Origin of the sequence: Streptococcus saliviloxodontae, from assembly GCF_016908655.1 — a bacterium.
Taxonomy (GTDB): domain Bacteria; phylum Bacillota; class Bacilli; order Lactobacillales; family Streptococcaceae; genus Streptococcus; species Streptococcus saliviloxodontae.
In genome coordinates, this window is the sequence record NZ_JAFBEI010000039.1 from 1 (window position 1) to 20115 (window position 20115).

The window sequence follows — 20115 nt, forward strand, 5'->3', positions numbered from 1 at the left end:
GCTTTTCATTATAAGTCATGTGGGACTTTTTGCATACCGTCAAAAAGCCCTACAATATCTGAATGAGATTTACCCACTACAGAAATTATAGAGCCTAAAAATAGAGTTCTAGCGATAGGGCTTGCCTATCTCTTTGATAAAAAATATCTATTTTTCTAAACACTTGGGGAATGGTAAGATATTAGCAAGTAGGAGGTGTCTATGAAAAAGTTTCTTTTAGGAGTGGTCTTGGTATCGACCTTACTGGTAACAGATCGTGTCAATGCAGCTGATAAAGAGATTGTCCTTGCGACTGCAGGTGATATAAAGCCTTTTTCTTATGAAGCTAAGAAAGGGAAGCTAACAGGATATGACATCGAGGTTGTCAAGGCCACCAATCAGTATATGGATGGTTATAAAATAAGTTATAAACGGACAGCTTGGGAGTCTATTTTTGTTGGGATGGATAGTGGTCACTATCAAATAGCAGCTAATAACCTCTCTTATACAGCTGAACGTGCCAAGAAGTATCTCTATTCAAAGCCGATTGCTAAAAATCCTTTGGTGCTAGTAGTTCCTACCTCTTCTAAGATAAGTTCCTTGGACAATATCGGAGGCAAGACAACTCAGGATGACACAGGCACTTCAACAGCTCAGTTGGTTACGGATTGGAATAAAGAGCATAGTGACAAACCTTCGATTATTGACTACTCAGGTGAGGATGTTGCTAAACGCTTGCTTGATTTGTCAAACGGAGAATTTGATTACTTGGTATTTGACAAAATCTCTGTAGAAACTATTATTGACCAAAAAGGCTATGATTTAAAGGTTATTGCTATCGAAACCGATAACAATCCTAATAACTATATTGTCTTTTCTAAAGATAGCAAGGATCTACAAAAACAGTTTAACAAAGCCCTTAAAACCATGTATAAGAATGGGCAACTCGAACAGTTGAGTCAGAAGTACTTGGGAGGTTCCTACCTTCCTGACAAAGAAGAAGTGGAGTAATTATGACAGAAGCATTTTATGAAAAATTAGCGACGATTCGTCGTGAAATCCATCAGAACCCAGAAGTATCAGAGCGTGAGTATAATACGACAGAATTCCTAAAAGGCTATCTATCTGAGTTGGGAATAAAGATTATTGAGACTGATCTTAGGACCGGGGTTATCGGAGAAATCGGTTCAGGTTATCCTATCATCGCTTTACGAGCAGATATCGACGCCTTGCCTATTAAAGAAAAAAATACCTTTGATTATGCCAGTAAAAATGGAGCCATGCATGCGTGTGGTCACGACTTTCATCAGACGAGTCTTTTGGGAGCAGCAGAGCTCTTAAAGGCTAAGGAAAATCAGTTAAAGGGGACTATTCGTCTCATTTTCCAACCAGCAGAAGAAGTCGCAAAAGGTGCTTATGCTGTCCTAGAAACAGGTGTTTTGGATGATGTTTCAGCTATTATCGGTTATCATAACATGCCATTTTTGAAACCTGGGCAAATTGGTCTACGCTCCAAAGCGATTATGGCTGCCGTGGAGAAATTTAAGGTGACCGTCAAGGGCGTCAGTGGTCATGCGGCGAGACCAGATTTGGGAGTTGACACGGTTCTTACGATCACAAGTATGGTCAATAATCTGCAAGCCATTGTAGCACGTACAGTCTCTCCTTTTGAGCCAACCATCTTATCTGTTACACACATCAACGCTGGCTCTACTTGGAATGTCCTACCGAGTGAGGGTTTCTTTGAAGGAACCATCAGAACCTTCACTAAGGAAAACAGAGCACATATGCGTCAGCGATTTACCACAATCGTTGAACAAACAGCTCTGCAATTTGGAGCCCAGGTAGAAATCAACTGGGGACAAGCACCAACAGTAACCTATAATGATGAGGAGTTGACGCCATTAATCTTTGAAAACTCCAAACGATTTGCTGAAGTGATTGAGGTTGGACCATCCACAGGTGGTGAAGACTTTGCAGCTTACCAGGAGAAAATCCCAGGCGTCTTTGCGTTTATCGGTGGTAATGGAGAAGAGAATGCCCCAGATCTTCACCACGATACCTTTATTGTCAAAGATGACGCTCTACCAGTTGCAGTTAATTATTTTGTAGAAAATGCGCAGCTTCTTTTAGATTATTTTTCTGAAAAAGTGTTGGATTAACTTGCTCAATAAAGTGATAAGATTTCTTTATCAGTGTGATAAAAAATCAGTATTAGTCAACTTTTCACTAAAATGCTAAGATAGGAAGCGTAATAATAAAAGATTAATGGGCATTTGCTCAGCAAGAGGAGAAACAGAGATGAAAATGAAAAAAATTCTCGGAATTACAGGTATTGCGTTAGCCTCAACACTTGTTTTGGCAGCGTGTTCAACAAAATCAGAAAAATCAACAGATTCTTCTAAAAAAGAAGAAGTAGTCTTTGCAACCGTTGGAACAACAGCACCATTTTCTTATGAAGAAAACGGTAACTTGACAGGTTACGACATCGAAGTTGCTAAAGCAGTTTTCAAAGATTCAGATAAATATGAAGTGAAGTTCAAAAAAACAGAATGGTCTTCTATCTTCACAGGTCTTGATTCAGGCAAGTACCAAATGGGTGGAAACAATATTTCTTACTCAGCAGAGCGTGCTTCTAAGTATCTTTACTCTTATCCAATCGGAGCAACACCATCTGTCTTGACAGTGGCGAAAGATAGCGATATCAAATCTTATGATGATATTGCTGGTCATTCAACTCAGGTGGTTCAAGGGACATCAAGTGTAACACAACTTGAAGAATTCAATAAATCACATTCAGATAACCCAGTTACTTTGAACTATACAAATGAAAACATTACTCAAATCTTGACTAATTTGAATGATGGTAAAGCAGACTTCAAGATTTTTGATGCACCAACAGTTAACTCTATCATCAAAAACCAAAACCTTTCAAATCTTAAAACAATTGATTTGAAATCATCTGAACAACCTTACATCTACTTCTTGTTTGCAGATGGTCAAGATGATCTTCAAACATTTGTTAATAAACGTTTGAAAGAACTTCAAAAAGATGGTACGCTTGCTGAACTAGCTGAGAAATACCTTGGAAGCAAAGACTATATTCCAACAGCTTCTGATTTGAAAGTACCAACTGGAAAATAAGAATCCTTAAGTCAGTGAGGCAACTACTCACTGGGCATCATCTCGTAGAGTTGTCAAATGGCTTTGGTAAAAGACCAAAGTTACCATAGAGCTCGTATTAACATCTTGAGGTAGTCCTGCAGATGAAATACCAGCTCTTTTTTCTATTTTTCTCATTATGCTAACACAATAAATAATGATCTTATAACAAATATGGTTTTAGTTATAGTTTTTAACTATACATTTCTACAATTATAAACAATTTGATTATTCATAGTAAGCGTGAGATAATAGACAAGTAAAATGATTTAAGTGAGGAATAATATATGAAATTGAAAAAAATACTAGGAATTGCTGGTCTTGCAGCAGCATCTGTTCTTGTTCTTGCAGCTTGCGGAGCAAAATCATCTGAATCTAAATCTGATAACAACACATTGAACGTTGGGATCATGACTTTGGATGATGCTACTGAGCCTGTTTGGGATAAAGTAACTGAATTGGCTAAAAAAGAAGGTGTAACCATCAAGTTGACAGAGTTCACAGACTACAATCAACCAAACGAAGCACTCAAAAATAATGAAATTGATGTCAATGCTTTCCAACACTATAATTTCTTGAACAGTTGGAATAAGGATAATAAGGGCGATTTGGTAGCAGCAGCAGATACACTTCTTAGCCCAATCCGTCTCTTCTCAGGTACAGACAGCTCTGGAAAAGCAAAATACACTAAAGTTGCAGATATTCCAGAAGGTTCAACAATCTCTGTCCCTAATGATGCGACAAATGAGAGTCGTGCCCTTTACCTTCTTCAAGCAGCTGGCTTGATTAAGTTGAGCGTCTCAGGTGAGGAAGAAGCAACGCTTGATAAGATCTCATCAAATCCTAAGAACCTTGATATTAAAGAAGTAGATGCTAGTCAAACGGCTTCAACATTATCATCAGTAGCAGCAGCAGTTATCAACAACTCATATGCACAATCATCAAATGTTGACTATAAAACAACGCTTTACACAGAAGAAGTTAATAATAACTCTAAACAATGGGTAAACATCATCGCTGCACAAAAAGATTGGAAGAGCTCTAAAAAAGCAGATGCTATTAAAGTATTGATTAAAGTCTACCAATCTGATGAAGTGGGTAAGCTTATCCAATCATCATCTAACAACATTGATATTCCAGCTTGGGAAGGTGCAACAGTAACAAGTTCATCAGATAAGTAATTACTGGTCTGAATAGAAATAGAAAGATTGAGAGGAGAGTTGGATTAGTCCAGCTTTCTTCTCTTTATACCGTGTTTTGTAAAGAGATGAGTGAGCTTTATAAGCACGAGGTGAGTTTTCGGGAGTGAAACGATTCAGCCAAAGGAAGTGCAAACGATTTGGTTTTAGTGGCGCTCCCGATTTTCTTGTAGAGGAGAAGATATGACATTTTCAACAGAAGAAGAACAAATTGCTAAGTTTCGTAATGATGAGATTGCACAGCACTATTTTGAGGTGTTAAGAACCTTAATTTCAAAGAAATCTATCTTTGCACAAAAAATTGGTCTTGCAGATGTAGCAGGATATTTGGGAGAAATCTTTGCCAATGTCGGTGCTGAAGTGATTATTGATGAAACTTATACAGCACCTTTTGTAATCGCTAAGTTTAAAAGCTCTAATCCAGATGCTAAAACCATTATTTTCTACCAGCATTACGATACTGTACCTGCTGATGATGATCAGCCTTGGACGGACGATCCTTTCAAATTAACAGTACGAAAGGGATATATGTATGGTCGAGGTGTTGATGATGACAAAGGGCACATCACTGCTCGTCTAACGGCTGTTCGAAAATATGTTCGTGAAGTCGGTGACCTACCTGTTAATATCACGTTTATGATGGAAGGTGCAGAAGAATCTGCTTCTACAGATCTTGATAAGTATTTGAAAAAATATCGTGATGACCTCTTGCCGGCAGATCTCTTGGTCTGGGAGCAAGGAAACAAGAATACCGAAAATCAGTTGGAAATAACAGGTGGTAACAAGGGGATTATCACTTTTGATCTATCTGTTGAGAGTGCAGAAGTGGATATTCATTCTAAGTATGGTGCAGTGATTGAATCAGCCTCATGGTATCTTTTGAATGCTATTTCTAGCATGCGAGATGACTCAGGTCGTATTCTTATTGATGGGATTTATGAGAAGGTTCAAGAGCCAAATGAGCGTGAACTGGATTTGGTTGAACGCTATGCTATTGAAAATACTGATGATTTAAGACGACTATATGGCTTGAAGTTACCTGTATTAACAGCAGAGCGTCGGACGTTTTTGAAACGCTACTTTTTCGAACCGGCTTTATCAATAGAGGGTTTGACGACAGGTTACCAAGGGCAAGGGGTTAAAACGATCTTGCCTGCCCATGCTCACGCTAAAATGGAGATGCGTCTGGTACCGGGCTTGACACCAAGCTATGTTCTTGAGAAAATAAAGGAGCATTTAAAAGCATCAGGCTTTGATCGAATCAAAGTCATCTACACTTTGGGTGAGGAAAGCTATCGTAGTGATATGTCTGCGCCAGCCATTCTCAATCTTATCCAACAGGCTGAGAAGTTTTATGAAAATGGTATTTCTGTTCTGCCAACATCTGCTGGCACAGGACCAATGCATATGATTTATGAATCTTTAGGGGTTCCAATGGCAGCCTTTGGACTAGGAAATCCTAACAGTCGTGACCACGGTGGCGATGAGAATGTCAGCCTAGCTGATTACTATACCCATATTGAATTAATCAAGGAGTTAATTGCAAGTTATGAGTAATGTCATTATTAATTTAGAAAATATCGACATCACCTTTCATCAAAAAAAACGTGTGATTGAAGCGGTTAAGAACGTTTCGGTTGCTATTGAAAAAGGTGATATTTATGGAATAGTTGGTTATTCTGGGGCAGGGAAATCAACTCTAGTTCGTGTGATCAATCTTCTTCAAGTTCCGACAGCAGGAAAGATTACAGTGGGCGATGACGTGATTTTTTCAGATGGTAAGGTTCAGTTGAACGCTGCTCAATTGCGTCAGAAACGCCAAAAAATTGGAATGATTTTCCAACATTTCAATTTGATGGCTCAAAAAACAGCTTATGAAAATGTTGCTTTTGCCTTACGTCATTCCAATTTGACGAAGACTGAAAAAGACGCTAAGATTCGCCAACTTTTAGAATTAGTTGATTTATCTGACCGAGCAGATAACTACCCAGCTCAATTATCAGGTGGTCAAAAACAACGTGTTGCGATTGCGCGTGCGCTTGCCAACGATCCTGAAATCTTAATTTCTGATGAGTCGACATCGGCTTTGGATCCAAAGACAACCAAACAAATCTTAGCACTTTTACAGGACCTTAATAAGAAACTTGGTCTGACAGTGGTTATGATTACGCATGAGATGCAAATCGTTAAGGATATCTGTAATCGTGTTGCTGTTATGCAGAATGGCCATCTCATTGAAGAAGGCTCTGTTTTAGATATTTTTTCAAATCCTAGAGAATCTTTGACACAGGAATTTATCAAAACAGCGACAGGAATTGATGAAGCCTTAGTAAAAATTGAGCAGCAAGAGTTGGTTAAGCAATTACCAAAAAATGCTATTCTAGCTCAACTTAAGTATGCAGGAACATCAACTGATGAACCAATTCTGAATGAATTGTACAAGAAATTTGGTGTGACTGCTAATATTCTTTATGGAAACATTGAGATTTTGGATAACACACCAGTCGGTGAGATGGTGGTTGTCTTGACAGGTAATGTTGATGACTTAGTAGCAGCTCAGTCAGCTATTTCAGAAGCTGGTGTTGCCCTAACAGTATTGAAGAGAGGTGTTTAGATGTCTGAATGGATTCAAAATAATCTTCCTAACGTTTATAGTATCGGTTTGACTGGGACAAATTCTTGGTTGGATGCTATTTACGCAACCTTGTATATGACTGCTATATCCTTTGTCATCGGGGGTTTTTTAGGTTTAGTGATGGGTTTGTTCCTCGTTTTAACTGGTCCTAGAGGTGTTATTGAAAATAAGGTTGTTTTTCAAATTTTAGATAAGATTACCTCTATTTTTAGAGCCATTCCTTTCATTATTTTACTTGCTATTTTAAAAGGAGTGACTTACTTCCTTGTTGGGACTAACTTGGGGATGACAGCAGCACTTGTTCCATTGTCAGCTGCAACTTTTCCCTTCTTTGCACGTCAAGTACAGGTTGTTTTAGCCGAGCTTGACCGTGGTGTTATCGAGGCAGCTCAAGCTTCAGGAGCAACACTATGGGATATTATCAAAGTGTATTTGACAGAAGGTTTGCCAGAAATTGTGCGCGTGTCAACGGTTACTTTGATTTCGCTCGTAGGTGAGACAGCAATGGCTGGAGCGATTGGTGCAGGTGGTTTGGGATATATTGCTATCTATTATGGTTATAACCGTTCAAATACCGATGTGACAATTACAGCAACGCTATTATTGTTGATTTTGATCTTTATCGTTCAGTATGTTGGGGATTTCCTAACGAAAAAATTAAGTCACAAATAATAATAAAACAGTTAGTGGTTTACGTAAGAGCTACTAACTGTTTTTTGCTAGGAGAAATAATAGAATGAGAGGTCGTTTGTCCTTTAAGAGCGACTGTTTTTAGTTGAACTTTTAGGAAATTATAGAGATAATGAGAGGAAGATATTTTATTATTTTTGATCAATTTTGGAATATGCTTATTTTTTTGAGTGTTTTTGGTATCTTTTTTTTAGAAACTATGGCAAAATGAGATGAATATAACTGATAAAAAGTCATGAAAGGGCTTGCTTTTTGTTGATAGTTTATTTTGCTGACATATATTGTTAGAATTGTCAAAAAATAATTTTTATAAATCAGTTTAGTAAGATGATTAATGCTTAGAGAGGAGTTTGAATGATTGATTGGGAATTGTTGAGGATGACAGTTGCATTTAATAGTTTTATAACAGTTTTAAACTTCTTGTTAATTTATTGGATTTATAGGCGATTAACACATGCAAAAGTTAAATTTTTGTTACCTGGTGTACTGGTCTTGTTAGAGGTTTTGTTTATTAACAGTAGCTCAACCATCAATCTTCCTTTCTTGGATCCTTTGCTTTTAGTTATTATCGCCAGTGTCTATCAAAAAGAGCTTCCTTTAAAAGAACGCCTTTTTTTCAGTGTGTTGTCATCTGTCTTTGTTGATATTTTTTCTCGTTTTTCAGCTTTTTATATTCTGTCATCTTATTTTTCAAAAGACATTACAAGTATTAACCATGATGCCTTATGGCTGACGATGACCTACTTGCTTGTCATTCCATTTTATTTTTGTGTTGAATACACCATAACCTTTGATTCTAGGATGTATCATTCTATTGTGACGCAACGAAATCCTTATTACTGGCGTATTTTACAGTGCTTATCCGTATCGATGATTGCTTATTACATCGTCGTTTATGGTTTGCTTCTTCTTCAAGAATTACGACTTTGGCCATCTGCAGAAATTACGCGTCAAATCTTAGTCTGTACTTATGGACTTATTTTTCTTTACCTCTTATCTACCTTAGGAAAATCAGCCCATAAAAATATTCAGGATAAGATGGCGAGCGAACAAGCTAGACGAGTGACTAATATCGAGCATTATGGCAATAGGATGGAGCAACTCTATCAAGAGATCCTTGTCTTTGAAGATGAGTACAAGGAAATGTTGGAACAGCTAAAGAAAAGTTGTGACAGTGGAGATATCGATAAAATCCGGGCGACCTACCAAAAGCTAGTTGGTAAAAATATTGATTACTATTCAAGTAGTCATTTTGAGTTGGGAAGGTTGGTCACCATAGAAAATAGTACCTTGAAAAGTATCCTGTCTGCAAAGATTCTGGAGGCAGAGGAAAAAGGAATTGTTATCTCCACAGAATTTCCCGATGTAATCAAGGACACACCTATGTCTAATTTGGATTTAGCGATAGTTATTTCGATTCTCTTTGATAATGCTATTGAGGCGGCACAAAGGGCAGTACATCCGATGATAAGAATGGCGTTTTTCAAAAATTTCGATAGTCATTTGTTCATTATTTCGAACACAACTGCTGAAGAATCAATCAATACTTCCAGTATTTTTGAATTAGGAATGTCAAGTAAGGGAGATGATAGGGGATTTGGCCTATCAAACGTTTCCCAAATTTTAGATGATTATCCTATGGCGATGTTATCAACTAGTAGTAGTCACTTTGAGTTCACTCAAAAACTTGAGTTATTATCCTCTGTGGTTTAGAAAAGAGGTGGTGATGTGATAACTTATGCTTATATTATTATTGTTTACCTAACTGAAATCTGCAACTACATGATCATCTCTAAAACGTCGTTGCAGCAGCTAGTCAAGAAGAGATGGCTCTTGTTGGCAACCTTGGTAGGAGTCGTTTTAGGACAGTACTGGACCTCTATCATTTTCGATCCGATTGGTCTTTTTGTGCTCAGTCGGGCACTGTACCCCAAGGTGAAACCAAGTGTCACTCTTTTTTATACCATGTACACTTATGTGTTATCTGATTTTCTGACTTGGGTGATTGTTATCTTTTTCTATCGTCCTTTCTTGTCGGTTGCTGATAGTATCGTGATGGATAGTTACGTCATGGTGGGGCTTAGCTATCTGTTATCGATCTTTGTCTTGCTTGTTTTGCATCGTATGTTTGATATGGACTTTTCTTTAATGAGGCATAGTGATGTTCGCCCTAATAAGAGCTTGATTATAGCGAACGTGACGATGTTGGTCTATTATCTTTCGACAGAACTATCATTTTTAGTTTCTAACTATATAGGAACTGCAGTGTCATTACCTGAAGTATCTGGAAAATCAATCGCTATTTTTATCTTTTGGATGTTCTTTTTAGCGGTGGCAATCTATCTGAATTACGACACTAAGAAAAGAATGGCGGGTGCTATTAAGCTAGAACAAGATAGGCATTTAGAGGTTTTGGAAACTTATAATAGCTATATTGAACAATTTTATACTAATCTACGTAAGCTAAAACATGACTACGAAAATATCTTGATTAGTTTACGAGATAGTGTTGATGGCGGAGATGTTGCAGAAATTAGGTCGATCTATGATGACTTAGCAATGCGTAGCCGAGCTTATTTACAAGAATTGGATGGTCGGATCATACAAGAGCTTGTAAAGATAGACATTCCATTTGTCAAATTGGCTTTGTTGGAAAACAATATGATAGCTCAACAAAAACAAGTTCCTTTAACCTTAGTGGTGTCTCAGCCTCTTGTGTTTGATGTTAAAAACTTAGAAGAGCTGTTTGTCTTGTTGGATACGATGTGTAAACGAGCAATCGACTCGGCTTATCTTAATCAGACTAGCATTGTTGTGACAATCAATTCTTTGGAGGCAGGTTTTGTCATTTCGATTGAGACAAAGCTAACTGATCCAGAAATAGTAGCAAATATCTCAGCCGATACTAACAGAGAACAACATTTTGTATCGGATAACTATGCTTTGAAAATAATACAAGAACAATTCGTTGGAAATCACTATTATGTTCAAAGATTAGAAGTTCTTTTAGAGAATGATTTTTAAAAAGGAGAGTAGGAAAGTCGGTCATTTCAAAGAGGACTGATGTTGTTGTATCATGTTTAGAACATTGCAGGCTTGTAAAAGTTGATTTACCAGTGGATCAGAGACTATACAGCGGTAGATGAGTGGTGTTAAAGTATCTCATTCTCTCGCTTTGTCCCAACCACTGCGCCTATAGAAACTAACTAGATTAAAAAGAGTTTGAGACCACTTTGTCTCAAACTCTTTTATTATGATTTTATTTGTTGAATTTTGATAGAACAATACCGACGCCAAATCCGACAAGGGCGAAACAAATCCATCCCATATTGTAGGCTCCCATTGGTACAACTTGTGTAAAGAAATGGTTAATACTGTCTGGGATAGAAAAGAGCCCGGTCATGCTAGAAAGTGTTGCTAGAGCATCGTAAAGCCCAGCAATCAAGGTTAAAACGGTTGTTGTTTTGAAAACGATAGGACTGAGATTCAAGGCCTTTTTAGTTAAGGTCAGAAAGACCAAAGTAATTGTTAGAGGGTATAGGAGGTATAGCACAGGCAGAGACCAGCTAATGATTTGGTTTAGACCACCAAAATAGAAAGCAGTGGCGATGAGTGTAAAGAGACCTGCCCATATCTTATGACTAACTTTAGGCAATAGCCCATGGAAGTACTCGGCACAAGATGTGATAAGTCCTACTGAAGTTGAGAGACAAGCGAGAAAGACAACGATGGCAAGGATAATCTGTCCAAAGAAACCAAGATAGTGGTAGGCTGCTTGTCCAAGAACGTTTCCGCCATCAGCAGGAATGCCATTGAAGAGAAATTGCCCCTTGCTCATGGTGAATAGTGCTTGAGACGTTGCTCCGATACGACTGACAAAGATATAGATTAAGGCGAGAAAGGCAGCAGCAATAATCCCAGACTGGAAGGTCATACGTGTGATTTCTTTGCTCTCACTTCGACCTTGGTCTTTGACAGCTTGGATAACAACGATTGAAAAAGCTAGTGAGGCAAGGGCATCCATTGTCCCGTAACCTTGAATTAATCCAGCGATAAAAGGATGGCTAGCGAATTGATTGCTAATGCTATCAGCGGCATCGTAAGCAGATCCGATAGATCCTGCTGGTGTGATAAAGGACATGAGAATCAAGATAGCTAGAACGCTAAAAAGAACTGGTGTTAAATATTTTCCGATATAATTTGCGATTTTACTTGGTTTAATCGCAAGAAGGTAGGATAGTCCAAAAAAGATGATAGCGTAGATAATCTTTACCCAGATGCTATTTCCAAAGAGAGCTTGGATACTCATCGAAAAGGATGTAGCCCCTGTCCTAGGAATAGCAAAGAAAGGACCAATAGCAAGGTAGAGTGTCGCCATGAATGCGACAGCGTATTTCTTAGAAATAGGATAAGCGAGTTGCTCGGCATTGTCCTTGCCAGAGTAAGCCATGGCAACAACCCCCAATAAAGGAAGGGTTACACCAGTCAAACAAAAACCGATGATAGCAAGAACTAGTTGGTTACCTGAATAGAGGCCTAAAAAGGCTGGATAGGTTAGGTTTCCTGCCCCAAAAAAGAGAGCAAACAGCATTAAACCGATGATAAGAGTTGTTTTTCTTTCTTTCATAAGAACTCCTTAAAGATAATTGTATAAAATTGTGTATAATTGAACATAATTGCGTACCGTATCTTATTATAATGGTTTGATGGCGCTTTCGTCAATGCTTTTGATCAAATTGACCATTTTTCTATTTTAAGGTATCATAGGTAAGTCTGAAAAAAATTAAGGAGACTATGATGAGACGTCTATTTCATGCATGGAATAGGACCAGTTTGATCAAACGTATTTCAATTGGTGTTATTCTAGGTGCTATACTGGGGATTTTATTACCCAAAGTTACTGTTATTGGACTTTTAGGAGATATGTTTGTGGGTGGCTTGAAAGCAATTGCACCACTTTTGGTCTTTGCTTTGGTCGCAAATGCCTTGTCTCAGACGAGAGAAGGTCAAAAGTCCAATATGAAGACAGTTATTATTCTTTATCTATTTGGAACATTTGCAGCAGCTCTAACAGCAGTTATTTCCCACTATATTTTTCCGATTGGACTAACCTTGTCAGAAGCAACTGCTACTAAGTCAGCTAATTCACCAGAAGGTGTTGGTGAGGTATTTAAGTCTCTATTGATGAATATGGTTGACAATCCTTTTAATGCCATTGCGACAGCTAATTATATTGGTGTGTTGGTTTGGGCAGTTGTCTTTGGTTTTGCTATGCGTACGGCTAGTGAAAATACGAAGGATTTGCTCAATACAATGGCGGAAACAACGTCGCAGATTGTTCGTTGGATTATCAATTTAGCGCCATTTGGTATTTTGGGGTTGGTTTTTGATACCATTGCTGAAAACGGTTTGGGAGTTATTTTAGATTATGGTGTTCTCTTACTCGTTTTAGTAGGGACTATGGCTTTTGTAGCACTTGTTGTCAATCCGTTAATTTCTTTTGTGGTCATGGGGAAAAATCCTTATCCTTTGGTTTGGCGTTGTATTAAAGATTCTGGAACAATGGCTTTCTTTACTCGTTCGTCAGCAGCCAACATTCCTGTTAACTTGAAATTGTGTGAAGAGCTGGGATTGGATCCAGATACTTATTCAGTTTCTATCCCTCTAGGATCAACAATCAATATGGCTGGTGCAGCGGTAACTATTAATGTATTGACGCTGGCAGCAGTTACAACAATGGGAATTGAAGTGGACTTTGCAACGGCTTTGATTTTGAGTGTTATCTCAGCTATTTCAGCATGTGGTGCCTCAGGGATTGCTGGTGGGTCACTATTATTGATTCCAGTAGCATGTAGCCTATTTGGTATCTCAAATGATGTTGCCATGCAAGTTGTTGGTGTTGGTTTTGTTGTTGGTGTTATCCAAGATTCTTGTGAAACAGCCCTTAACTCATCAACGGATGTATTATTTACAGCAGTTGCTGAAAAATCTCGCTGGAAGAAAAACTAATCTAAGAGAGGTGGACAAAATAATCCACTCTCTTTTATTTTTGTCGCTATAGGTTGTAGCTATAACTAGCTCTAAAGATTTACTTATTCAAAACCACATCAAAATATGATAAAATATACATTCAAGTAATGAAAGTGAGTCGTTTATGGCAAATAAATTATTGGTTTTACAATCGGATTTTGGTCTAGTTGATGGCGCTGTCTCAGCGATGATTGGTGTTGCTCTTCAGGAGGATCCCAGCCTAGGGATTCATCATTTGACACATGACATCACGCCTTATAATACTTTTGAGGCTTCCTATCGCCTGTTCCAAACGGTAGAATACTGGCCAGAAGGTACCACTTTTGTATCAGTTGTCGATCCTGGTGTAGGTTCCTCGCGAAAGAGTGTTGTGGCCTTGACGAAGACAGGTCACTACATTGTGACTCCTGATAACGGTACCTTGTCTTATATTAAGCAGAATATTGGTATTGAAGCTGTTCGTGAAATTTCTGAAGTAGAGAACAGACGTCGCAATACGGAGTTATCTTACACATTTCATGGAAGAGATGTCTATGCTTATACGGGAGCTAAATTAGCCTCTGGTCATATCAGTTTTGATGAGGTCGGTCCTTTGTTGTCTGTAGAGGATATCTTAGAGCTACCAGTGGTTGAGACTCAACTTGAGAACAATAGGGTTTGTGGTGCTATCGATATTCTTGATGTTAGGTTTGGTTCTTTGTGGACCTCTATTACGCGTGATGAGTTTTATTCATTGACGCCAGAATTTGGCGACCGCTTTGAGGTAACGATTTACAATAACGATATGCTGGTGTACCAAAATCAGGTAACGTATGGAAAATCTTTTGCTGATGTTCGTTTAGGGCAACCTATTTTGTATATTAACTCACTTTACCGTGTTGGCTTAGCTATTAATCAAGGTTCGTTTGCTAAGGCTTATAATGTTGGTGTCGGACCGAACTGGCACATTGAAATTAAATGTTTAGGAGATTAGGTGATTTTTTATGAAAAATAATTCAACAAAAACAGTTGTTGCAACTGGTATTGGTGCTGCTTTATTTGTCATTATTGGGATGTTTATCAATATTCCGATTTTTGGTAACACAAGCATCCAACTGCAGTATGCTGTACAGGCGCTCTTTTCAGTTGTCTTTGGACCATTGGCAGGTTTTTTAATTGGTTTCATCGGCCATGCTTTGAAAGATGGTATTCAATATGGTAGTATTTCTTGGTCATGGGTCTTGGCATCTGGTATTTTAGGTCTAGTGATTGGGCTGTTCCGTTCAAAATATGATGTGACAAAAGGCATCTTTTCAGTGGGACAAATCATTTGGTTCAATCTTGTGCAAGTGGTTTCGATAATTGTAGCCTACGGTGTTATCACACCGATTGGAGATAAATTGCAATACAATCAAGCTTGGTCTTACCTCTATGCGCAAGGTTTTGTAGCGGGTATTTCAAATGCATTGACCATTGCAATTGCAGGAACAGCTCTGATGTTAGCTTATGCAAAATCACGTACACAAGCAGGTAGTCTTTCAAAAGATTAAGGGTGAGGAGTTAGGGTTTCCCTGCTCCTTTTTCCATTTTTTTGATATACTAGTAAGGTAGCTCTATACGTTTTAAGTATGATGGTTTAGAAATGTAGAAAATAACTTATTTATGAATGAATTTATTGTCTTTAATCAGTTTAGTTTTAAATACGATGCTCAAGCTGAGCCAACCCTAAAAGAAATCAATTTAACGATTGCTAAAGGTGAAAAAGTTCTGATTGTTGGACCTTCTGGAAGCGGAAAGTCAACACTAGGTCAGTGCTTAAATGGTATTATTCCGAATATTTATTCTGGTCAGGTAGAAGGAAGTTTTACCATTGGTGGCAAGGATGCTTTTAATCTGTCGATTTACGATAAGTCTCATTTGGTTTCAACAGTCTTGCAGGATCCAGATGGGCAATTTATCGGGCTAACTGTCGCTGAAGATTTAGCTTTTGCACTTGAAAATGATTGTGTTGACCATGAGCAGATGCTTGCGAAAATTACAACATGGTCTCAGCGTTTAGATTTGACTGCATTTTTGGATCATCGCCCACAGGATCTCTCAGGAGGACAAAAGCAACGTGTCAGCCTTGCTGGTGTCTTAATTGATGAAAGTCCAATTTTGCTTTTTGATGAACCTTTGGCTAATCTTGATCCCAAATCTGGTCAGGATACTATTGATTTAATCGACCGTATTCATCAGGAAGAGAAAGCGACGACTATTATTATCGAGCATCGTTTGGAGGATGTTTTATATCGTTTTGTTGATCGTATTGTTTTGATCAATGATGGACGTATCGTTTTTGATGGTCAGCCTGATGATTTGTTGGCTAGCTCCTTACTACTAGAAAATGGCATTAGAGAGCCTCTTTATCTATCAAGCTTGAAGGACTTGGGTTATGATTTGTCAGGATTTAAGCGGTTAACCCCTTTGAGTCAGATGACAATAGAAGCAGCAACTATTCAATTGCCAGAACAAGTTGTAGAGGTAAAAGACAAGAAGCCTCTTTTAGAGTTGGAGCGTATTTGTTTTGGTTATAGCCATGATAAGCCGATTCTTAAAGATGTTTCTTTGACGATTTATCAAGGAGAGCGTTTAGCGATTGTCGGAAAAAATGGAGCTGGGAAATCTACTCTCGCAAAAGTAATGACCAAGTTTATCGAAGCTAGCGGTCAGATTTCTTACTTGGGACAAGATATAGCCAATGATTCGGTTAAAGAGAGGGCTAGTCGTATTGGTTATGTTTTACAAAATCCTAATCAAATGATTAGTCAGACGATGATTTTTGATGAGGTAGCCCTTGGTTTACGCCTACGTGGCATCCCAGAAGATGAGGTTGAACAACGTGTCTATGAGGTTCTCAAAACATGTGGTCTTTATGAATTTCGTAAGTGGCCAATCTCTGCTCTATCTTTTGGTCAGAAGAAACGTGTCACGATTGCAGCGATTTTGGTATTGAATTCTCAAATTATTCTTTTAGACGAGCCAACGGCAGGTCAAGATCGTCAACACTATACTGAAATTATGACCTTCCTTGAGAGTCTAAATCAAAAAGGTCATACAATAGTTATGATTACACATGACATGCAACTGATGATGGAACATTCTGACCGTTGTATTGTTATCGCAGATGGTCGTCTCTTGGCAGATGCTAGTCCTTTAGAAATTTTGGGTCAAGAAGAACTGCTGAAACAAGCTAATCTCAAGAAAACTAGTCTTTATGATTTGGCAGAGAAGTTGGAACTTGACCCCATAGCTCTCACCAACTACTATAGTCAAAAACGAAAGGAGGACCTATGTCGAATCGACTGATTGGTTATCAGCAAGGACAAGGTTTCTTGTACCGCTTGTCTGGTGCTAGTAAATTGATTTTTTTCATTCTAGTTTCAGTTGCTTGTATGGCAACTTACGATACCCGCTTTATCTTACTGATGGGTGTTCTAGCCATGTATTTGTTTTATCAAGCTAAGATTCGATGGAAGGATATTTCCTTTGTCATTAATCTTATTTTGATTGTTGCTATTTTTAATTTGATGATGGTTTACCTGTTTTCACCGAGTTATGGAGCTGAAATTTATGGTCGCAAAGATTTAGTGATTTCAGGATGGGGATACTTTTCGCTATCTTATCAGGAGCTTTTTTACCTCTTTAATTTGTTGCTCAAGTATTTTTGTACGGTACCATTAGCGATTCTTTTTTTGATGACGACACATCCCAGCCAATTTGCGGCAAGTTTAAATCAAATCGGCGTTTCTTATCGTATTTCTTATGCTGTTAGTTTGACTTTGCGTTACATTCCAGATATTCAAGAAGAATTTTATACCATTCGTAGATCTCAAGAAGCGCGTGGTTTAGAGTTATCCAAGAAAGCTGGTTTGATTAGTCGGATTAGGGGAAATCTTCAGATTGCCTTGCCTCTGATTTTATCCTCTTTGGAGCGTATCGATACCGTTTCGACAGCGATGGAATTACGACGTTTTGGTAAAAATAAAAAACGTACGTGGTACAATTATCAGGCGTTTAAAAAAGCAGATTGGCTAACCTTGCTTTTGGCCATTAGTTTGTTACTTCTCAGCTTAGCCTTGATCTGGGTTAATCAAGGACGCTTTTATAACCCTTGGGCTTGATTACAAAGACAGAGACATATAATCAGAAAAAGACTTGAAGGAAACTTCAAGTCTTTTTCTATATCGTCACTTATTTTAAATAGCCTAAATAATCAAATTTTTCCAAAGTTCGTTTGTCAGCGATAGCCATGATATTGCTACCTTCTTGGAGTGTTTCTTTGGGGTTAACTTTTGTGTTGAGGGATGCAGTCTTATTGGGACGAATGCCGATGACATTAAGGTCATATTTTTGACGAACATTGAGATCAAGCAGGGTTTTACCAACCCAATCTTGGGGGAGTTCAAATTCGACCAGACTAACATGGTCTTCCAAATGGAAGATGTCGGTAATCCTATTACGGAGGAGTTCAGAAGCCAGGTTCATAGCAGTGCTGCGCTCTGGCATGATGACCCAGTCGGCTCCGATAGCATAAAGCACCTCCTCATAGCTAGGGTTAGTTGCTTTGGCGATGATTTTAGGAATACCGAGCTTCTTGCAATGAATGAGAGCAAGAGTAGAGGCTTCTAAATGCTTACCAGTAGCGATGATGACAGCGTCACACTGGTCAATCCCAGTCGCTTTGAGGAAGTCGATATCCGTAATATCCCCAACTGCTGCTTTGGTAACTACGTCAGCTATCAGTTGAATATGTTGTTCATTGTTATCTAGGGCGATAACTTCTTGTTCAAAGTTAGAGAGTTCTTTGGCGACGGTTTGCCCAAAGATTCCGAGACCTAGAACGCCGATAATTTTTGTTGACATAGGAAATTCCTTTCTAGTTTAGCCCAGAGACAGCTCAGTGCTGGCGTAATGGACTGATTTGGTTTTCTTTTGCATGAGACTGAGGAGGACGGTGATGGGGCCGACTCGACCGATAAACATGAGTAGCATGATGATGATACGTCCTGCTAGGGAGAGTTTAGCTGTCAGATCCATGGAGACACCGACCGTTGCAATAGCAGACACTGCTTCAAATAGCAGAGCATTCGGGTCAAGTGTAGGTTCTACTTCGAGTAGGAGGATGTAAGCGATAGAGAGAACGCTGAAGAAAAAAATCAAAATGGTTAAGGTTTGCTTAATGGTCTTACTAGCGATGATACGATTGGCATAAACCACGTTGTCTTGCCCTTTGAGCTCAGCTCTGAAAAGCAAGAAAATAACAGCAACCACCATCAATTTGACCCCACCAGCTGTTCCGCCAGGCGATCCTCCCATGATCATCTGGATCATGTAGAGGACGTTTGTTGAAAAATCGGTAGCCGTATAAGAGATGGTTGCAAAACCAGCTGTTCTCATGGTAACTGTTTGAAAGAAGCTAACCATTAGCTGTTGAAAGCCATTATAGTGAGCAATGGTATCAGGGTTGCCGCTCTCGGTGTACCATGTTAGCAGGGTTCCTAAGAAAAGCACGATAGCTGTTGTGTTTAGAACAAGTTGACTTTGTAAACTGAGAGATTTTTGAAAGGCTTTGTAACGAATAGGCTTATCTGTCAGATAGTTCTTTAAACCTCTAAAGAGATCCATCCAAACTGCGAATCCTAGACCACCTGCAAAAATTAAAAAAGCGATGACACCATTAATCAGAGGATTCAGCACAAAAGCCTTGAGGCTATTGCTTCCTAGATTATCAAAGCCTGCATTGCAAAAAGCTGATACAGCTAGGAAAAAAGCGTTGAAGACACCATGCCCTAGTCCGAAACGAGGGATAAAGTCAATCATCAGTAGTAAGGCAGCAACAGCCTCGATACCGAATGTGATTTTATAGACATTGAAGAGGTAGTCTTTGAGGCGATAGCTGTCATCTTTTCCTAAGGCTGATTGCAGGAGCCTCGACTCTGAGAGATTAATTTTCTTACGGAGTGCAAAGCTACTGATGGCAAGGATTGTGACCAGTCCTAGCCCACCGATTTGCATAAGTATCATACTGATGACTTGTCCGAGACCATTATAGACATCACCGACAGCAAAGACAGACAATCCTGTAACACAAACCATGGATACGACATTAAACAAATGATCTAGATAGGTTGTCTGAGGAGCATTCTGATAGTGGGTGATAGGCAGTGAAAGTAATAGGCTCCCCATAACAATAACCAACAAGAAACTTAAGGTTAATCGCTGTGTGATGGATAGCCGTTTCATGAAAGTAAGCATAAAAACCATCCTTATAAAAACTATATTTATCATAACAAAAAAGCAGTCGTATGTACTGACCCCAAAAAGTTGGACACTATATTTATTGAAGGGATTTAGTTCTGTATTGCACAGGACTAAGTCCTTTTAGTTTTGCTTTGATTC

The 20115-nt window shown here is 38.6% G+C and carries 18 protein-coding genes; 14 read left to right on the forward strand and 4 right to left on the reverse strand.

Annotation, left to right across the window (positions count from 1 at the left end):
* The first annotated feature begins 201 nt into the window (after positions 1-201).
* The 3 genes from JOC31_RS08355 (at position 202) to JOC31_RS08365 (ending at position 3123) form a co-directional block, all read left to right on the forward strand.
* A complete protein-coding gene (locus JOC31_RS08355; RefSeq protein ID WP_205017707.1) occupies positions 202-990 on the forward strand; it encodes an amino acid ABC transporter substrate-binding protein in 789 nt (262 codons plus the stop codon).
* A gap of 2 nt (positions 991-992) precedes the next feature.
* Positions 993-2141, forward strand: a complete 1149-nt coding sequence (locus JOC31_RS08360; protein ID WP_205017708.1) for an amidohydrolase — start codon at positions 993-995, stop codon at positions 2139-2141.
* 139 nt (positions 2142-2280) lie between these two features.
* Positions 2281-3123 carry an amino acid ABC transporter substrate-binding protein gene (locus tag JOC31_RS08365; protein WP_205017709.1) on the forward strand — a complete coding sequence of 281 codons (843 nt, stop codon included), beginning with the start codon at positions 2281-2283 and terminating at the stop codon, positions 3121-3123.
* 27 nt (positions 3124-3150) lie between these two features.
* On the opposite strand, the gene JOC31_RS09975 is transcribed toward JOC31_RS08365, so the two are convergent.
* Complete coding sequence (locus tag JOC31_RS09975) at positions 3151-3279, reverse strand: hypothetical protein (RefSeq protein ID WP_275586114.1); 129 nt, start codon at positions 3277-3279, stop codon at positions 3151-3153.
* 149 nt (positions 3280-3428) lie between these two features.
* Between JOC31_RS09975 and JOC31_RS08370 the strand changes: the two genes are divergently transcribed.
* From JOC31_RS08370 to JOC31_RS08395, 6 genes are all read left to right on the forward strand, one after another.
* A complete protein-coding gene (locus JOC31_RS08370; RefSeq protein ID WP_205017710.1) occupies positions 3429-4322 on the forward strand; it encodes a MetQ/NlpA family ABC transporter substrate-binding protein in 894 nt (297 codons plus the stop codon).
* 201 nt (positions 4323-4523) lie between these two features.
* A complete protein-coding gene (locus tag JOC31_RS08375; protein ID WP_205017711.1) occupies positions 4524-5897 on the forward strand; it encodes a M20/M25/M40 family metallo-hydrolase in 1374 nt (457 codons plus the stop codon).
* Positions 5890-6954 carry a methionine ABC transporter ATP-binding protein gene (locus JOC31_RS08380; protein WP_205017712.1) on the forward strand — a complete coding sequence of 355 codons (1065 nt, stop codon included), beginning with the start codon at positions 5890-5892 and terminating at the stop codon, positions 6952-6954. The genes JOC31_RS08375 and JOC31_RS08380 overlap by 8 nt, the downstream gene beginning before the upstream one ends.
* Complete coding sequence (locus tag JOC31_RS08385) at positions 6955-7647, forward strand: methionine ABC transporter permease (protein WP_205017713.1); 693 nt, start codon at positions 6955-6957, stop codon at positions 7645-7647.
* 372 nt (positions 7648-8019) lie between these two features.
* Positions 8020-9378: a GHKL domain-containing protein gene (locus JOC31_RS08390; RefSeq protein WP_205017714.1), complete on the forward strand. Its 1359-nt coding sequence runs from the start codon at positions 8020-8022 to the stop codon at positions 9376-9378.
* Between the two features lie 15 nt (positions 9379-9393).
* Positions 9394-10689, forward strand: a complete 1296-nt coding sequence (locus tag JOC31_RS08395) for a hypothetical protein (protein WP_205017715.1) — start codon at positions 9394-9396, stop codon at positions 10687-10689.
* 235 nt (positions 10690-10924) lie between these two features.
* Here the strand turns inward: JOC31_RS08395 and brnQ are convergent, their stop codons facing one another.
* The gene (gene brnQ, locus JOC31_RS08400; RefSeq protein ID WP_205017716.1) at positions 10925-12292 is read right to left on the reverse strand and encodes a branched-chain amino acid transport system II carrier protein; all 1368 of its coding nucleotides are present in this window, start codon (positions 12290-12292) and stop codon (positions 10925-10927) included.
* A 170-nt stretch (positions 12293-12462) separates the two neighbouring features.
* Between brnQ and sstT the strand changes: the two genes are divergently transcribed.
* From sstT to JOC31_RS08425, 5 genes are all read left to right on the forward strand, one after another.
* On the forward strand, positions 12463-13674 hold the full coding sequence (gene sstT / locus JOC31_RS08405; RefSeq protein WP_205017717.1) for a serine/threonine transporter SstT: 1212 nt from the start codon (positions 12463-12465) through the stop codon (positions 13672-13674).
* 145 nt (positions 13675-13819) lie between these two features.
* Positions 13820-14668, forward strand: coding sequence for an SAM hydrolase/SAM-dependent halogenase family protein (locus tag JOC31_RS08410; protein WP_205017718.1), 849 nt, complete (start codon positions 13820-13822; stop codon positions 14666-14668).
* A gap of 10 nt (positions 14669-14678) precedes the next feature.
* Positions 14679-15224 (forward strand): ECF-type riboflavin transporter substrate-binding protein, encoded by a 546-nt coding sequence (locus tag JOC31_RS08415; protein ID WP_205017719.1) that lies wholly within the window; start codon positions 14679-14681, stop codon positions 15222-15224.
* Positions 15225-15336: 112 nt separating this feature from the next.
* Complete coding sequence (locus JOC31_RS08420; protein ID WP_205017720.1) at positions 15337-17022, forward strand: ABC transporter ATP-binding protein; 1686 nt, start codon at positions 15337-15339, stop codon at positions 17020-17022.
* Positions 17007-17837 carry an energy-coupling factor transporter transmembrane component T family protein gene (locus JOC31_RS08425; protein WP_205017721.1) on the forward strand — a complete coding sequence of 277 codons (831 nt, stop codon included), beginning with the start codon at positions 17007-17009 and terminating at the stop codon, positions 17835-17837. Before JOC31_RS08420 ends, JOC31_RS08425 begins: the two co-directional genes overlap by 16 nt.
* 70 nt (positions 17838-17907) lie before the next feature.
* Here the strand turns inward: JOC31_RS08425 and JOC31_RS08430 are convergent, their stop codons facing one another.
* Positions 17908-18579, reverse strand: a complete 672-nt coding sequence (locus JOC31_RS08430; protein WP_205017722.1) for a potassium channel family protein — start codon at positions 18577-18579, stop codon at positions 17908-17910.
* Between the two features lie 18 nt (positions 18580-18597).
* The gene (locus JOC31_RS08435) at positions 18598-19971 is read right to left on the reverse strand and encodes a TrkH family potassium uptake protein (RefSeq protein WP_205017723.1); all 1374 of its coding nucleotides are present in this window, start codon (positions 19969-19971) and stop codon (positions 18598-18600) included.
* Between the last annotated feature and the right edge of the window lie 144 nt (positions 19972-20115).

Bases quoted from the DNA above. Each gene is read 5' to 3' on its own strand.
- JOC31_RS08355 (WP_205017707.1), top strand. From the start codon at position 202: ATGAAAAAGTTTCTTTTAGGAGTGGTCTTGGTATCGACCTTACTGGTA.
- JOC31_RS08360 (WP_205017708.1), top strand. From the start codon at position 993: ATGACAGAAGCATTTTATGAAAAATTAGCGACGATTCGTCGTGAAATC.
- JOC31_RS08365 (WP_205017709.1), top strand. From the start codon at position 2,281: ATGAAAATGAAAAAAATTCTCGGAATTACAGGTATTGCGTTAGCCTCA.
- JOC31_RS09975 (WP_275586114.1), bottom strand. From the start codon at position 3,279: ATGAGAAAAATAGAAAAAAGAGCTGGTATTTCATCTGCAGGACTACCT.
- JOC31_RS08370 (WP_205017710.1), top strand. From the start codon at position 3,429: ATGAAATTGAAAAAAATACTAGGAATTGCTGGTCTTGCAGCAGCATCT.
- JOC31_RS08375 (WP_205017711.1), top strand. From the start codon at position 4,524: ATGACATTTTCAACAGAAGAAGAACAAATTGCTAAGTTTCGTAATGAT.
- JOC31_RS08380 (WP_205017712.1), top strand. From the start codon at position 5,890: ATGAGTAATGTCATTATTAATTTAGAAAATATCGACATCACCTTTCAT.
- JOC31_RS08385 (WP_205017713.1), top strand. From the start codon at position 6,955: ATGTCTGAATGGATTCAAAATAATCTTCCTAACGTTTATAGTATCGGT.
- JOC31_RS08390 (WP_205017714.1), top strand. From the start codon at position 8,020: ATGATTGATTGGGAATTGTTGAGGATGACAGTTGCATTTAATAGTTTT.
- brnQ (WP_205017716.1), bottom strand. From the start codon at position 12,292: ATGAAAGAAAGAAAAACAACTCTTATCATCGGTTTAATGCTGTTTGCT.
- sstT (WP_205017717.1), top strand. From the start codon at position 12,463: ATGAGACGTCTATTTCATGCATGGAATAGGACCAGTTTGATCAAACGT.
- JOC31_RS08410 (WP_205017718.1), top strand. From the start codon at position 13,820: ATGGCAAATAAATTATTGGTTTTACAATCGGATTTTGGTCTAGTTGAT.
- JOC31_RS08415 (WP_205017719.1), top strand. From the start codon at position 14,679: ATGAAAAATAATTCAACAAAAACAGTTGTTGCAACTGGTATTGGTGCT.
- JOC31_RS08420 (WP_205017720.1), top strand. From the start codon at position 15,337: ATGAATGAATTTATTGTCTTTAATCAGTTTAGTTTTAAATACGATGCT.
- JOC31_RS08425 (WP_205017721.1), top strand. From the start codon at position 17,007: ATGTCGAATCGACTGATTGGTTATCAGCAAGGACAAGGTTTCTTGTAC.
- JOC31_RS08430 (WP_205017722.1), bottom strand. From the start codon at position 18,579: ATGTCAACAAAAATTATCGGCGTTCTAGGTCTCGGAATCTTTGGGCAA.
- JOC31_RS08435 (WP_205017723.1), bottom strand. From the start codon at position 19,971: ATGCTTACTTTCATGAAACGGCTATCCATCACACAGCGATTAACCTTA.